Here is a 15,130-nt window from a genome sequence, read left to right on the forward strand (position 1 = left end):
GGTTCTTGTTGTCGGTCGGCGGCGGCCGGGATCAGGCGTTGCGGGTCTGCCAGTCGACCGGATAGAGCGCGTAGAACACGCAGGCCCGGTCGCCCTCGTAGGCCAGCGGGGTGCGCTCCGGCACCCAGATCACGTCGCCCGGCGCGGCCTCGATGACGCGTTCGCCCAGGCGCAGGCGGAAGTGGCCTTCGAGGACCACGATGAGTTCGTCATAGAGCACCGTCCATTCGATCGAGCAGCCATCGAAGCGGGCCAGCCCGGCGCCCATGCTGCTGCTTTCGCCCGGCGTGATCAGCCGGCACAGCGCGGCGCGTTCGATGGGCTGGCCGCCATAGGCCTGGAATTGCAATGCGGACTGCTGGAAGTGAATCACATCGGACACGGCGGGCTCCTGGGCGGGCTTGAGAATTATCAAACTAAATCCATAGAAATTTACCTTCAGTAAAAAATCAACTTGTTTTTTTAAAAGTGACTGGGTAGTTTCGACTCCGCCCACCGCCCTGGCGGTGGGGCGCAATCCGCGACGTGCTCCACAACAACAACAAGAGGAGAGGCGCATGAACCGTCCCGTACGGTCCTTATCCACATCGGCGATGGCCCGCCTGCATCACGGCGCCGTCCCGTCCTCGTTTGTCCGGTGTTCCCCTCCGGCCGTTGTGCTGCCACGCCCAACACTTCCCGTCCGTGTTTCCGGCGCGCCGCCGGCCACGGTTCGCATCCACAGAGGGTTCGTCCGATGATTTCGTGCAAGAACGCGTTGCAACCTTTGCTGTTGGCCCTGGGGCTCGGCCTGGGTGTCGCCCAGGCGCAGGACGCCATGGTCGTGGTCGGTTATGGCGGGGCCGGGCAGAAGGCCCAGGATGCGGCCTTCTTCCAGCCATTCGCGCGGCAGACCGGGGCCACGCTCACCCAGGCCGAGTACAACGGCGAGATGGCGCGGATCAAGGTCATGGTCGACACCGGGCACGCCGACTGGGATGTGGTGCAGATCGAAGGCCCGGACCTGGCGCGCAACTGCGACCTGGGCATGTTCGAGCCGCTGGACTGGAAGGCCCTGGGGGGCGCCGGGCAGTTAGTGCCGAACGCGGCCAAGGAGTGTGGCTCGGCGGCGCTGGTCTGGGGCGTGGCCATCGCCTACGACGCCGACAAGCTGAAGACCGCGCCCAGCGGTTGGGCGGATTTCTGGGACCTGCAGAAATTCCCCGGCAAGCGCGGCCTGCGCAAGCGCGCCGAGTACAACCTGGAGTTCGCCCTGATGGCCGACGGCGTCAAGGCCGAGGATGTCTACAAGGTGCTCGGCACCAAGGCCGGCGTCGATCGCGCCTTCGCCAAGCTCAGCCAGATCAAGCCCGCCATCCAGTGGTGGGAAGCCGGCGCGCAACCGCCGCAGTGGCTGGCGTCCGGCGACGTCAGCATGACCACCGCCTACACCGGGCGGATCGCCGATGCGCACAAGGCCGGGCGCAACCTGGAACTGGTGTGGCCGGGCAGTCTGTACGGCATGGACTACTGGGCGATCATCAAGGGCTCCAAGCATGCCGATCTGGCCAAGCGCTTCATCGCCTTCGCCAATCAGGCCGATGCCCAGGTCGACTACGTGCGCAACATCCCCTATGGTCCGACCAATAAGCAGGCCGCCGAGCGCTTGCCGCAGGATGTTGCGCACTGGGTGCCGACCGCGCCGGCCAACCTTGCCGTGGGCCTGGCGATGAACGATGAGTTCTGGGCCGATCACGGCGAGGAACTGGAAGAGCGCTTCAACGCCTGGGCCGCGCAATAAGCCAAGGCCCCTTGCGGCGGGCCGTGCGATCGCCCGCCGCAAGGGGCGCCTCAGAAGGAGAATATGCATGACCTCGATGCCGGCGTCGGTGCCGTCCCGTGCCACCTGCTCCGCGGAAGAATGGAGGCTGCGCGAAGAGCTGGCCGCCTGTTACCGGCTGATCGCGCACTTCCGCATGAGCGATCTGATCTTCACCCATATCTCGCTGCGCCTGCCGGGGCCGCAGCACCATTTCCTGATCAACCCCTACGGCTTGATGTTCGACGAGATCAGCGCGTCCAGCCTGGTCAAGATCGATCTCGCCGGACAGCCGCTGGAGCCGACGCCCTACAAGGTCAATCCGGCCGGCTTCGTCATCCACAGCGCCATCCATGCCGCCCGCGAGGACGCCCGCTGCGTGCTGCACACCCACACCCGCGCCGGCTGCGCGGTGGCCGCCCAGGCCTGCGGGCTGCTGCCGCTGAACCAGATGTCCATGGAGTTCTACGGGCGCATCGGCTACCACGACTATGAGGGCATCGCGCTGTCCTTCGACGAGCAGCAGCGCCTGGTCCGCGATCTCGGCGGGCATGCCGCGTTGATGCTGCGCAACCACGGCCTGCTGACCGTGGGCGAGAGCGTGCCGCAGGCCTTCCTGCGCATGTACTACCTGGAGAAAGCCTGCGATATCCAACTGGCGGCCCAGGCCGGCGGCGAATTGGTGATTCCCTCGGAGGCGGTGTGCCGGCGCACCGAGCGGCAGTTCAATGAACCGCTACGGCCGCCTCTGGACGGCGAACTGAGCGATCCGGACGCCAACGACCTGGCCTGGCAGGCGCTGCTGCGGCTGCTCGAGCGTATCGCGCCGGGCTACAAGGATTGAGGCGGGGCGCCTCGTCGGCCATCGCGTGGCGGCTGCCGCCAGCCGCCACGAAGAACGAGCCCGGCATGTGCCGGGCTCGTTCTTTCATTGCTTGCTGCGCGCTTTGCTGGTGCTTTCCAGTTGCTGCTCGGCGGCCTTGGCCAGGTCCGGCGGGAGGAAGTCCTTGTCCGGGTTGTAGTCGGCCTTGAGGTAGGCGCCCAGCGCTTGCAGGTCGGCCGGGCTGAGGGTGCCGGCGGTCTGCTTCAGGCGCAGGTTGTCGATGATGTAGTCGTAGCGGCTGTTGTTGTAGTCGCGTACCGCGCTGTACAGCTGGCGCTGGGCATCGAGCACGTCGACGATATTGCGGGTGCCGACCTGATAGCCGATCTCGGTGGCTTCCAGCGAACTCTGGTTGGAAATGATCGCCTGGCGCCGCGCCTTCACCGTTTCCACATCGGTATTCACCGCGCGGTGCTGGTTGCGGGCGTCCTGCACCACCTGGCGGCGCTGGCTTTCGCGCAGTTGCTCGCTCTGGCTCAGGCGCTGGTAGGACTCGCGCACCTGCGAACTGGTCAGGCCGCCACTGTAGAGGGGCACGTTCAGTTGCACGCCGATGCTGCTCTGGTCGACCCACTTGCCGTAGGTCGGCTGGCCGGGGATGCCGGTGTTGGTGTAGCCCAGGGCATCGTTGTCGCCCTTCTGGTACTGCACCACCGCGTCGAGGGTCGGCAGGTGGCCGGCCTTGCGCTGGCGCAGGGTTTCTTCGGCAGCGTTCACCGCGTAGTTGCTGGCCTGCAGGGAGATGTTCTGTTGTACCGAGGTATCCACCCAGGCCTTGGCGTCATTCGGCGTCGGCACCACCACCGGCAGCGAGTGGAGGATGCCCTCGATGCTGGTGTAGTCGCGGTTGGTCAGGGTGACCAGGGCCTGGAAGGCATCGGCCACGGCCTGCTCGGCGACGATCCGGTTGGCCCGCGCGGTGTCGTAGCCGGCTTGCGATTCGAGCACGTCGGTCTTGTCCGAGAGGCCGACGTCGAAGCGTTCATTGGCCTGGTCGAGCTGGCGCTTGAAGGCGGCTTCCTCGGCCTTGCTGGCGGCCAGGTTGTCCTGGGCGCGGAGCACGCCGAAGTAGTTTTCCGCGGTCTGCAGGATCAGGTTCTGCTGGGTCGCCGAGAATTCCAGCTGGGCCTGCTCGCTGATGTCTTTCGCGGCCTTGAGCTGGAACCAGCGGTCGGCGCGGAACAGCGGTTGGCTGAGGGTCGCCTGGATCACCTGGGAGTTGCGGTTCAGGGTCGCGGCGGGCTCGTCGAGCGAGGTGCGCACGTTGGCCCAGTTGGCGCCGGCATTGATCTGCGGGAGCAGGGCGGAACGCGCCTGGGGAACGACCTCCTTGCGCGCCAGGTAGTCGGCCTGGGCCGCGGCAAGGTTGGCGTTGTTGTCGACGGCATCCTTGTAGACGCTGATCAGGTCGGTCTTGGTTGGCAGAGGAGCGGTGCTCGATACGGGCTGGGCCGCCCAGACGAAACCGGTGGAAGCGGCCACAGCGGCGGCCAAGGAGAGTCTGCGCAGCATTCGTTCGTCCTGAAAAGTGTGCGGGTGGGGGCAAGGCTAAGGGGCCCCTCGGTGGCGGTCAAGGCGCCACTCTGTGGGTATTTCGTAGCTGCAGTGTAGTTGTCGGCGCGTGACTGCGAAGTCGCATCGGGAATCTTTTCGGCCCGGCGGCATTGGCCAAGCCCTGTGCACTTGATTAGACTGCGGACGTTCTTGTCGGGGTGCCCTATACGAGGGGCTGAGATCGGATGGTTCCGGATCCCGTTGAACCTGATCGGGTTAAGACCCGCGTAGGGAACAAGAAGTCCGCGTCCTCCGGTGCCTTGCGCCCGGCCCCCAGCCAAGTCTGGACGCGTCCTTTAGCCGCAACCGCGGCCCCGTGAAAGCCAGGTTCTCCCGACAACCATGCCAGAGGAGAACCAGGATGAGCACGCAGAAAGACAACGTCACCCGCCTCGAACAGCTCGACCGCCAGTCGGCCCAGCCCTTTCCCAATTCGCGCAAGGTCTACCTGACCGGCTCGCGTCCGGACATCCGCGTGCCGCTGCGGGAAATCTCCCTCTCCGACACGCCCACCGCCTTCGGCGGCGAGCGGAACGCCCCGGTGTTCGTCTATGACACCTCCGGCCCCTATACCGACCCGAATGTCCGCATCGACCTGCGCAAGGGCCTGCCGGATGTCCGTTCGCGCTGGATCGACGAGCGCGGCGACACCGAGATCCTCCCCGGCCTGACCTCCGAGTTCGGCCAGGCGCGCCTGGCCGACGCCAGCCTCGACGCCCTGCGCTTCGCCCATGTGCGCACGCCGCGCCGCGCCAAGCCGGGCGCCAACGTCTCGCAGATGCACTATGCGAAGAAAGGCATCGTCACTCCGGAAATGGAGTACGTCGCCATTCGCGAGAACCTCAAGCTGCAGGAAGCCCGCGCGGCCGGCCTGCTCGACGCGCAGCATCCGGGGCAGAGTTTCGGCGCCAGCATTCCCAAGGAGATCACCGCCGAATTCGTCCGCGACGAGATCGCCCGCGGCCGCGCGATCATCCCGGCGAACATCAACCACACCGAACTGGAGCCGATGATCATCGGCCGCAACTTCCTGGTGAAGATCAACGGCAACATCGGCAACAGCGCCCTGGGCTCGTCGATCGAGGAAGAGGTGGAGAAACTCACCTGGGGCATCCGCTGGGGCGCCGACACGGTGATGGACCTGTCCACCGGCAAGCACATCCACGAAACCCGCGAGTGGATCCTGCGCAACAGCCCGGTGCCGATCGGCACGGTGCCCATCTACCAGGCCCTGGAAAAGGTCGGTGGCATCGCCGAGGACCTGACCTGGGAAATTTTCCGCGACACCCTGATCGAACAGGCCGAGCAGGGCGTGGACTACTTCACCATCCACGCCGGCGTGCTGCTGCGCTATGTGCCGCTGACCGCCAAGCGCGTCACCGGCATCGTCTCCCGTGGCGGCTCGATCATGGCCAAGTGGTGCCTGGCGCACCACAAGGAAAACTTCCTCTACACCCACTTCGAAGACATCTGCGAAATCATGAAGGCCTACGACGTCAGCTTCTCGCTGGGCGATGGCCTGCGTCCGGGCTCGGTGGCCGATGCCAACGACGCCGCGCAGTTCGGCGAACTGGAGACCCTGGGCGAGTTGACCAAGATCGCCTGGAAGCACGACGTCCAGGTGATGATCGAAGGCCCCGGCCACGTGCCGATGCAACTGATCAAGGAAAACATGGACAAGCAGCTGGAGTGCTGCGACGAGGCGCCGTTCTACACCCTCGGCCCGCTGACCACCGACATCGCTCCCGGTTACGACCACATCACCTCCGGCATCGGCGCGGCGATGATCGGCTGGTTCGGTTGCGCCATGCTCTGCTACGTGACGCCCAAGGAGCACCTCGGCCTGCCGAACAAGGATGACGTGAAGACCGGCATCATCACCTACAAGATCGCCGCGCATGCCGCCGATCTGGCCAAGGGGCATCCGGGCGCGCAGATTCGCGACAATGCCCTGTCCAAGGCGCGTTTCGAGTTCCGCTGGGAGGACCAGTTCAACCTCGGCCTCGACCCGGACACCGCGCGTGCCTTCCACGACGAGACGCTGCCGAAGGACTCGGCCAAGGTGGCGCACTTCTGCTCCATGTGCGGGCCGAAGTTCTGCTCGATGAAGATCACCCAGGAAGTCCGCGACTACGCCAAGGAGAACGGCCTGGGCGACGAGAAGCAGGCCATCGCCGTCGGCTTCGAGGAACAGGCGGCGCGCTTCAAGGAAGAAGGTTCGGTGATCTACAAGCAGGTGTAGGTCGAGCGCGCGGACTGGGGCGAGCGTTCCGTCCCAGCCCGCGGCGCAATAAGAAGTCCCTGACAACACTCCATTGCGAGCCTTGCGCACATCGTGACCACTACTCTCATCGACTACTCCCCGGCGACGCCGGTCGGCAGCGCCCAGCGCGTGCTTGGCCTGCGTGATCTGTTCTCCCTGTGGTTCTCCCTCGGCATCGGCCTCATGGTGCTGCAGACCGGCGCCCTGCTGGCGCCCGGTCTGGGACTGGCCGGCTCGTTGCTGGCGATCCTCCTCGGCACCCTGGTCGGCGTGCTGCTGCTGGCCGCCGCCGGGGTCATCGGCAGCGACACCGGGCTGGCCGCCATGGCCTCGCTCAAACTCAGCCTCGGCGGGCATGGCGCCGCGTTGCCGGCGCTGCTCAACCTGCTGCAGTTGGTCGGCTGGGGCGCCTTCGAGATCATCGTCATGCGCGATGCCGCCAGCCTGCTGGCCGCGCGTGCCTTCGGCGAGGCCAGCCTGTGGACCAGCCCGGCGCTGTGGACGCTGGTGTTCGGCGCCCTCGCCACCCTGCTGGCGGTCAGCGGTCCGCTGGCCTTCGTCCGCCGGGTGCTGCGCAAGTGGGGCATCTGGCTGCTGCTCGCGGCCTGCGCCTGGCTGACCTTCGACCTGCTGCGGCGGGCCGACCTGCTGGCGCTCTGGGCCAAGGCCGGCGATGGCTCCATGCCCTTCGCCGTGGGCTTCGACATTGCCATCGCCATGCCGCTGTCCTGGCTGCCGCTGATTGCCGACTACTCGCGCTTCGGCAAGCACGCCGGGCAGGTATTCGGCGGCGCCGCGCTGGGCTTCTTCATCGGTTGCTTCTGGCTGATGGCGCTCGGCGTGGCCTACACCCTGGCGTTCGCCCAGGGCAGCGACGCCAACGCCCTGCTGCTGGCGCTGGCCGGCGCCGGCATGGGCATCCCGCTGTTGCTGATCCTGCTCGACGAGTCGGAGAAGGCCTTCGCCGACATCCATTCGGCGGCGGTGTCCAGCGGCATCCTGTTGCCGCTGAAAGTCGAGTCGCTGGCCCTGGCCATCGGTGTGATCTGCACCCTGATCGCCTGGTTCGCGCCGCTGGCGCAGTACCAGAACTTCCTGCTGCTGATCGGCTCGGTGTTCGCCCCGCTGTTCGGCGTGGTGCTGGTCGACCACTTCCTCCTGCGCCGCCGCGCCGGCGCGAGCATTCGCCCCGGACTGCGCTGGGGTTCACTGCTGGCCTGGGCGGGCGGCGTGATCACCTACCACCTTCTGGCCAATTACTGCCCCAACCTGGGGGCGACCCTGCCGGCGCTGCTGGTGTCGGGCGTGCTGCAGCTGGGATTGGGGCGGATTGCCTCGAAGGGGTGAGGGTAGGGCGTCGCCGGATGCCGTCGAGCGCCGCGAAACCCATCGGCCGCATGGGTTTCGCAAGCGCGACTCATCCTACTGCGCGCCGCGGCCGGGGAAGTAGTACGGCTTGACGATGCCGTTCAGGCGCGGATAGGGAATCTTCAGCTCCGGGTGGCCGACCGAGTGCGGTGCGATACGGTCGATGTCGTACTTCAGGGTCAGCGCGCCGAAGGTCAGGGCGAAGTGTGGGGTCTGCTGGAACGGCCAGTCCTTGACGAAGTTCGGGTCCTGCTCGATCAGCTTGTTCTGCACGATCCAGGCCTGGTGGGCGAGGCGTGCCGTGTCCCAGAAGGCTTTTTCCTGGCCCGGCAGCAGGATGTCCTGCAGGCTCAGCACCTTGTGCAGGCGGCGGTCGTAGTTGATGAAGGCGCGTCCCGGACGGCCGTATTCGCCGCCGCTGAACACGTAGCTGGACAGCTCGACGATCACCAGACCGTCATGCTGCTCGCGTACCTTCGCTTGCAAGTAGCTGCTCCAGCCCGGCTGTGCGCTGTCGAGGAAGCGCTTCTCGTAACTGTCCAGCGACGTCGGACGCGGACTGTCCGGCGTGGCGCGGACGAGGTCGAGCAACTGCGCCTCGATGGCGGCGCCCAGCGCCGGTTCGTCGTCGAAGCTGAGCGTGTCGACGTTCACCAGCGGGCACTGCTCGCCCTGGCAACCTGGCTTCAGGTGTTCAAAGCTCGTGCGGCGAGCGTTCAGCGGTTCGCCGAGGCCGGGGGCGAAGAGACTCTGGCAGGCACCGAGCAGCAGACACAGGCCACCCAGGGCGGCGATTCTCAGATAACGCATGGGATTCCTTTTCTAGTTCCGGGTGCCGTTCACGGCGGTTCGGCGGCGCGGCTTCGACCGCCGGTGTCGGTCCGGGGTTCGCCGCGCCGCCGAGTGTAGCAGCGCCGTACGCCGGCCTGCCCGACGGTGGGCGAAAGAGGCTGCGCGGCGGGGTGCGGCGCGCTAGGATTGCGCGAAGTTCAACCGATCAGTGAGTAGAGCGGGATGTCGGATATCTTCAAAGCGGGCCCGGGCGATGTCGAAATCACTCAGCGCGAGGAGTGCTTCCGCGGCTTTTACCGCATCGACCGCCTGCGCCTGCGCCATCGTCAGTTCGCCGGCGGCATGGGGCCGCTGCTCACCCGCGAACTCTTCGTCCGCCACGATGCGGTCTGCGTGCTGCCCTATGACCCGCAGCGCGACGAGGTGGTGATGATCGAGCAGTTCCGTGTCGGCGCGCTGGAAGCCGGGGTCAATCCCTGGTTGCTGGAACTGGTCGCCGGCTTGATCGACAAGGATGAAGAGCCGGAAACGGTGGCCCGCCGCGAAGCGGTGGAGGAGGCCGGACTGACCCTTGGCGCGCTCTGGCCGATCAGCCAGTACCTGCCCTCGCCGGGTGGCAGCAATGAACTGGTGCACCTGTTCGTCGGTCGCTGCGACAGCAGTCAGGCCGCCGGCATCCATGGTCTGCCGGAGGAGGGCGAGGACATCCGCGTCCATGTGCTGGCCCTGGAAGATGCCTTGCAGGCGGTGCGCGACGGGAAGATCAATAACGCCGCCAGCATGATTGCCCTGCAATGGCTGGCGCTGAATCGCGCCGAGGTTCGGGGCCTATGGGTGTGAACCTGCTGCGCGAGCGCTACCGCGTCGACCTGGCCAGCCTGCAGGCCACCTGCGAAGCCAACTACCTGCGCCTGATGCGCCTGCTCCCGGATATGCGGGAAGCGCAGTCGGCACGGCGCGTGGCCCTGAGCGAGGGTGAGCATCTGCTCGGCGTGCTGGCCTTGGAAGTGCTCGAAGCCTGTCCCTATACCACCACCCTGCAGGTCCGCCAGGAGCTGGGGCTGCCCTGGCTGCCGGCGCCGCGTCTGGAGGTGCGGGTGTACCACGATGCGCGCATGGCCGAGGTGATCGGCGCCGAGCAGGCACGCCGCCTGCTGGCCATCTACCCCTACCCGAACCAGGCAATGCACCAGCCGGATGAAAAGAGCCAGCTCAACCTGTTCCTCGGCGAATGGCTGAGCCATTGCCTGGCCCGTGGCCACGAGCTGGAGCCGGTGCTACAGCGATAAGCGCGGGCGAAAACCTTGCGTGGGCGCTAAAGATTTCCCGCGAATGCGCGATTACAGCACTCCAAGACGTTTCGTACAGTGCTTGGGCCATGCATGATGGCCTGAGGCCATGATAGGCTGTCGTTCGTCTGCCTGCGCCGCGCTGTAGTGTGATCTGTGACACTTTCCCGGTTTGCCGCGTGCCAGGGCTGTCACCATACTTTCCTCAACGACGACGCCTCGCCTCACAGGAGAAGGCGCATTGCCCGCGAAACTCACTTCCCCTCACGAGCCGGTGCTGCTGGTGCAGCTCTCCGACAGCCACCTGTTCGCCGAAGCCGACGGCCGGCTGCTCGGCATGGATACTGCCGACAGCCTGCGTCAGGTGGTGCGGCTGGTCCTCGACGAGCAGCCGGGTGTCGACCTGCTGCTGGCCACCGGCGATCTCTCGCAGGACGGCTCGGCGGAGTCGTACCAGCGCTTCCGTGAGATCACCTCCGCGGTTCCCGCCCCTGCGCGCTGGTTCCCCGGCAACCACGACGAGCTGCAGCCGATGCGCGAGGTCTGCGTCGGCACTGACCTGCTCGATCCGGTGATCGATATCGGCGCCTGGCGCATCATCCTGCTCGACTCGACCATTCCCGGCGCGGTGCCCGGGCAGATGCCCCCCGAGCAGCTCGATTTCCTGGAACAGGCGCTGCGCTCGGCCGCGGACAAGCACCTGCTGATCAGCTTCCACCACCACCCGGTGGCCATTGGCAGCCAGTGGATGGACCGTCTCGGCATCCGCAACCCGCAGGACCTGTTCGCCGTCCTCGAACGTTATCCGCAGGTGCGATGCCTGCTCTGGGGGCACGTGCATCAGGAGTTCGACCGCATGCACGGTGATATCCGCCTGCTCGCTTCGCCCTCCACCTGCGTACAGTTCGCTCCCGGCAGCGAGGACTTCTGCGTCGATACGCCCGCGCCGGGTTACCGTTGGCTGCGCCTGCTCCCCGACGGCTCGCTGGAAACCGGCGTTTCCCGCGTCACCGGGATCGATTTCGTCGTGGACTACAGCGTCAAGGGCTATTGAGGCGGCGAGCCGGCCGCCGGTGTCCAGCTTCGGCTTGCAGCTTAAGGCTCGCTGCTAGTAGCCTCCCGCCCCATGACCGACATCCTCTATATACACGGCTTCAACAGCTCGCCGGCCTCGCAGAAGGCGCGTCAGCTGGTCGCCGTCATGACCCGTCTGGGCCTGCAGGATCACCTGCGCGTCCCGGCGCTGCACCATCATCCGCGACTGGCCATCGGCCAGCTCGAAGCCGCCGTCGCCGAGCTGGATCGGCCGTTGCTGGTCGGCAGTTCCCTGGGCGGCTACTATGCGACCCACCTTGCCGAGCGCCATGGTCTCAAGGCCCTGTTGATCAATCCGGCGGTACTGCCGCACGGACGCTTCGACGGCTACCTCGGACCGCAGAAGAACCATTACAGCGGCGAAGAATGGGAGCTGACCCACGAGCACGTGGAGGCTCTGGCGGCACTGCAGGTGCCGGCGCCGAGCGATGGCGCGCGTTACCAGGTGTGGCTGCAGACCGCCGACGAAACCCTCGACTACCGGGAGGCGGCGCGCTTCTATCGGGCCGGCGCGTTGCGCATCGAGGCCGGTGGCGACCACAGTTTCCAGCGTTTCGCCAGCCACCTGCCGGCGTTGCTGGCGTTCGCCGGCATTCCCGCCGCGCGGTGGCGCGACCTCGACTTTTCGACCTTTTGACTGACAGAGACCCCATGGCCCAGCAGAACGCTTATACCGCAGAAGCCATCGAAGTCCTTTCCGGCCTCGATCCGGTGCGCAAGCGCCCGGGTATGTACACCGACACCACGCGGCCCAACCACCTGGCGCAGGAAGTCATCGATAACAGCGTCGACGAAGCGCTGGCCGGTCACGCCAAGAGCGTGCAGGTGATCCTCCATGAGGACAACTCCCTGGAGGTGATCGACGATGGCCGCGGCATGCCGGTGGATATCCACCCGGAAGAGGGCGTGCCGGGGGTCGAGCTGATCCTCACCAAGCTGCACGCCGGCGGCAAATTCTCCAACAAGAACTACCAGTTCTCCGGCGGCCTGCACGGCGTCGGCATCTCGGTGGTGAACGCCCTGTCGACCAGCGTCGAGGTGCGCGTCAAGCGCGACGGCAACGAGTACCGCATGACCTTCGCCGACGGTTACAAGGCCAGCGACCTGGAAGTCGTCGGTAGCGTCGGCAAGCGCAACACCGGGACCAGCGTGCACTTCTGGCCCGATCCGAAATACTTCGACTCGCCGAAATTCTCCGTCAGCCGCCTCAAGCACGTGCTCAAGGCCAAGGCGGTGTTGTGTCCGGGGCTGGCGGTCAGCTTCGAGGACAAGAGCAGCGGCGAGCGCGTCGAATGGCTGTTCGAGGATGGCCTGCGTTCTTATCTGGTGGATTCGGTGGCCGAGCTGCCGCGCCTGCCGGAAGAGCCGTTCTGCGGCAACCTGGCCGGTAGCAAGGAAGCGGTGGACTGGGCCCTGCTGTGGCTGCCCGAAGGGGGCGAGTCGCTGCAGGAAAGCTACGTCAACCTGATTCCCACCGCCCAGGGCGGCACCCACGTCAATGGCCTGCGCCAGGGACTGCTCGACGCCATGCGCGAGTTCTGCGAGTTCCGCAGCCTGCTGCCGCGAGGTGTCAAGCTGGCCCCCGAGGATGTCTGGGAGCGCATCGCCTTCGTTCTCTCGATGAAGCTGCAGGAGCCGCAGTTCTCCGGGCAGACCAAGGAGCGCTTGTCCTCCCGCGAGGCCGCGGCCTTTGTGTCCGGGGTGGTCAAGGACGCCTTCAGCCTCTGGCTCAACGCCAACCCCGAGCTGGGCCTGCAACTGGCCGAACTGGCCATCAGCAACGCCGGTCGCCGCCTCAAGGCGGGCAAGAAGGTCGAGCGCAAGAAGATCACCCAGGGCCCGGCGCTGCCCGGCAAGCTGGCCGATTGCGCCGGCCAGGACCCGATGCGTGGCGAGCTGTTCCTGGTCGAGGGCGACTCCGCCGGCGGCTCGGCCAAGCAGGCGCGCGACAAGGAATTCCAGGCGATCATGCCGCTGCGCGGGAAGATCCTGAATACCTGGGAAGTCGACGGCGGCGAAGTCCTGGCCAGCCAGGAAGTCCACGACATCGCAGTGGCCATCGGCGTCGATCCGGGCGTGCCCGACCTCAGCCAGTTGCGCTATGGCAAGATCTGCATCCTCGCCGACGCCGACTCCGACGGTTTGCACATCGCCACGCTGCTCTGCGCCCTGTTCGTGCGCCACTTCCGCTCGCTGGTGGAAGCCGGGCATGTCTATGTGGCCATGCCACCGCTGTATCGCGTCGACCTCGGCAAGGAGGTCTACTACGCCCTCGATGAGGCGGAGCGCGATGGCATCCTCGAACGCCTCTCCGCGGAGAAAAAACGCGGCAAGCCGCAGGTCACGCGCTTCAAGGGCCTGGGCGAGATGAACCCGCTGCAACTGCGCGAAACCACCATGGACCCGAATACCCGCCGGTTGGTCCAGCTCACCCTGGAAGACGCCGACGGCACCCTGGAAATCATGGACATGCTGCTGGCCAAGAAGCGCGCCAGCGACCGCAAGTCCTGGCTGGAGACCAAGGGCAACCTGGCCGAGGTGCTGGCCTGATGCGGCGCATGCTGGCCGCGCTGGCGGCCGTGCTGGGCTGCGGCCTGGCCCTGGCCGGCACCCCGGCGGTGCCCGCCGTGGGCACCTTGCAGTTCCTCGCCGAACACGCCGTGGAAGGCATGCGCGGTGGCAATCTGTCCGGCCTGGCGCTCTGCGGCGGTGAACTCTGGGCGGTGTCCGACCGCGATGACGACCGCCTCTACAGCATGCTCCCGGACGAAACGCCGGGGCGTGTCTGGCAGGCCAACAGCGAAGCCTTCGTGGTGCCGGGAACTCCCGATAGCGGCCTGTCCTGGGGCGCGCGCACGCGCATCTGGCTGACCGGGCTGGTGCGCGGCGGCGTGATGGATTTCGAGGGCGTCAGCTGTGACCGCGCGGGCAACCGCTACCTGGTCAGCGAGGCCTACGCCGGTGTCTTGCGCGTATCGCCGAGCAGCACGGCGGAGTGGTTGCCGCTGCCGCCTGCGTTGCTGATCCAGGCCCGCGCGGCCGGTTTGTTGATGATCAACAACGCCTATTACGAAGGGCTGGCCATCGACCCGGATGGCAAGCGCCTGTGGCTCGCCGCCGAACGCCAGCGCCGTGGCCTGTTGCGCGTGCGCAATGACAACGGCAACTGGACGTGCGAGGGCGCCTGCGTGTTGCTCAGCGAGGAGGGCAGTATCCTGCCGCCGCCGGAGTTGGGCAGCGATCAACCGCTGGCCGTGGATTTCTCCGACCTGGTGCTCTATCAGGGCAAGTTGTTCACCCTGGAGCGCCTGGCGCACCAGATCTGCCGCCGCAATGCCGAGAGCGGAGCCCAGGAGCGTTGCTGGTCCTTCGCCGCGGGCGCCTTGGCGCCGGAGCGCCGCTACGACCTGCCCTACGGGGTGGCGGAGGCCCTGGAACTCGACGACAAGGGGGCCTGGATCGGCCTGGACAACGGCAACCATGCGCGCGCCGATGGCGATGTGCGCCCCTATGTGCTGCGTTTCGCCGCCCCGCCGGAGGGCTGGCTGGGTGGCCAATGAGCGACGCGCAGCCCGGACGTCGGCTCGGCAAAGGCATGCTGCTGCTCGCCTGGTTGGCCGGCATGGGCCTGGCCACGCATTTCTTCGGCCTCTGGGAGCAGCGGCAGCACAATCCCAACCAGCAGGTGCAGTCGCTGCACGGCGCGGGATATGTGGAGGTGCGCTTGCTGGGCAATCGTCAGGGGCACTATGTCTCCGACGGTCGCATCGGCGACACGCCCGTGACTTTCCTGCTCGACACCGGGGCGACCCAGGTGGCGGTGCCGGAAGCCCTGGCCCGGCGCCTGCGATTGCAGCGCGGCGCCGCGGTCTCTCTGGATACCGCGAATGGCCAGGCTCAGGGCTGGCGTACGCGCCTGGAGCGCCTGGCGCTCGGCGACATCCGCCTGAACGATGTGCCGGCGCTGATAGTGCCGGGCATGGATGGCGACGAGGTGCTGCTCGGCATGAGCGCCCTCAAACAACTCGAATTCTCCCAGCGCGACGGCACCCTGGTGCTGCGCCAGACCATTTCCCCGTGAGGCACGC

Annotated in this window: 14 protein-coding genes and 1 riboswitch; of the genes, 11 read left to right on the forward strand and 3 right to left on the reverse strand. The window is 66.6% G+C overall.

The genetic code is table 11. From position 1 onward, the window contains the following. Positions 1-31: 31 nt before the first annotated feature. Positions 32-382, reverse strand: a complete 351-nt coding sequence (locus BLQ74_RS12745; protein ID WP_090262944.1) for a cupin domain-containing protein — start codon at positions 380-382, stop codon at positions 32-34. A gap of 354 nt (positions 383-736) precedes the next feature. Between BLQ74_RS12745 and BLQ74_RS12750 the strand changes: the two genes are divergently transcribed. Then, on the forward strand, positions 737-1,780 hold the full coding sequence (locus tag BLQ74_RS12750; protein ID WP_090262945.1) for an ABC transporter substrate-binding protein: 1,044 nt from the start codon (positions 737-739) through the stop codon (positions 1,778-1,780). A 67-nt stretch (positions 1,781-1,847) separates the two neighbouring features. Then, a complete protein-coding gene (locus tag BLQ74_RS12755; RefSeq protein WP_090262946.1) occupies positions 1,848-2,642 on the forward strand; it encodes a class II aldolase/adducin family protein in 795 nt (264 codons plus the stop codon). A gap of 84 nt (positions 2,643-2,726) precedes the next feature. Here BLQ74_RS12755 and BLQ74_RS12760 read toward each other — a convergent pair whose 3' ends face one another. Continuing rightward, positions 2,727-4,193, reverse strand: a complete 1,467-nt coding sequence (locus tag BLQ74_RS12760) for a TolC family outer membrane protein (RefSeq protein ID WP_090262947.1) — start codon at positions 4,191-4,193, stop codon at positions 2,727-2,729. A gap of 186 nt (positions 4,194-4,379) precedes the next feature. Beyond that, positions 4,380-4,486, forward strand: a riboswitch (TPP riboswitch). 110 nt (positions 4,487-4,596) lie between these two features. Here BLQ74_RS12760 and thiC point away from each other — a divergent pair. Further along, on the forward strand, positions 4,597-6,477 hold the full coding sequence (thiC, locus tag BLQ74_RS12765) for a phosphomethylpyrimidine synthase ThiC (RefSeq protein ID WP_090262948.1): 1,881 nt from the start codon (positions 4,597-4,599) through the stop codon (positions 6,475-6,477). A 93-nt stretch (positions 6,478-6,570) separates the two neighbouring features. Further along, positions 6,571-7,845 (forward strand): putative hydroxymethylpyrimidine transporter CytX, encoded by a 1,275-nt coding sequence (cytX, locus tag BLQ74_RS12770; protein WP_090262949.1) that lies wholly within the window; start codon positions 6,571-6,573, stop codon positions 7,843-7,845. Between the two features lie 75 nt (positions 7,846-7,920). Here cytX and BLQ74_RS12775 read toward each other — a convergent pair whose 3' ends face one another. Further along, entirely contained in the window at positions 7,921-8,676 is a 756-nt protein-coding gene (locus tag BLQ74_RS12775; RefSeq protein ID WP_090262950.1) for an RsiV family protein, read from the reverse strand. 204 nt (positions 8,677-8,880) lie between these two features. On the opposite strand from BLQ74_RS12775, the gene BLQ74_RS12780 reads away from it, so the two are divergent. The 7 genes from BLQ74_RS12780 (at position 8,881) to BLQ74_RS12810 (ending at position 15,123) form a co-directional block, all read left to right on the forward strand. Further along, complete coding sequence (locus tag BLQ74_RS12780) at positions 8,881-9,498, forward strand: NUDIX domain-containing protein (protein ID WP_090262951.1); 618 nt, start codon at positions 8,881-8,883, stop codon at positions 9,496-9,498. Continuing rightward, positions 9,489-9,947, forward strand: coding sequence for a DUF1249 domain-containing protein (locus tag BLQ74_RS12785; RefSeq protein ID WP_090262952.1), 459 nt, complete (start codon positions 9,489-9,491; stop codon positions 9,945-9,947). The genes BLQ74_RS12780 and BLQ74_RS12785 overlap by 10 nt, the downstream gene beginning before the upstream one ends. A gap of 241 nt (positions 9,948-10,188) precedes the next feature. Continuing rightward, a complete protein-coding gene (gene cpdA, locus BLQ74_RS12790; protein WP_090262953.1) occupies positions 10,189-11,001 on the forward strand; it encodes a 3',5'-cyclic-AMP phosphodiesterase in 813 nt (270 codons plus the stop codon). Positions 11,002-11,073: 72 nt separating this feature from the next. Further along, complete coding sequence (locus BLQ74_RS12795; RefSeq protein ID WP_090262954.1) at positions 11,074-11,679, forward strand: YqiA/YcfP family alpha/beta fold hydrolase; 606 nt, start codon at positions 11,074-11,076, stop codon at positions 11,677-11,679. Between the two features lie 14 nt (positions 11,680-11,693). Then, positions 11,694-13,592 (forward strand): DNA topoisomerase IV subunit B, encoded by a 1,899-nt coding sequence (gene parE, locus BLQ74_RS12800; protein WP_090262955.1) that lies wholly within the window; start codon positions 11,694-11,696, stop codon positions 13,590-13,592. After that, positions 13,592-14,602 carry an esterase-like activity of phytase family protein gene (locus BLQ74_RS12805; protein ID WP_090262956.1) on the forward strand — a complete coding sequence of 337 codons (1,011 nt, stop codon included), beginning with the start codon at positions 13,592-13,594 and terminating at the stop codon, positions 14,600-14,602. The genes parE and BLQ74_RS12805 overlap by 1 nt, the downstream gene beginning before the upstream one ends. Next, entirely contained in the window at positions 14,599-15,123 is a 525-nt protein-coding gene (locus tag BLQ74_RS12810) for a retropepsin-like aspartic protease family protein (protein ID WP_090262957.1), read from the forward strand. The genes BLQ74_RS12805 and BLQ74_RS12810 overlap by 4 nt, the downstream gene beginning before the upstream one ends. Positions 15,124-15,130 lie beyond the last annotated feature (7 nt).

Source organism: Pseudomonas panipatensis, assembly GCF_900099785.1.
Taxonomy (GTDB): Bacteria; Pseudomonadota; Gammaproteobacteria; order Pseudomonadales; family Pseudomonadaceae; genus Pseudomonas; species Pseudomonas panipatensis.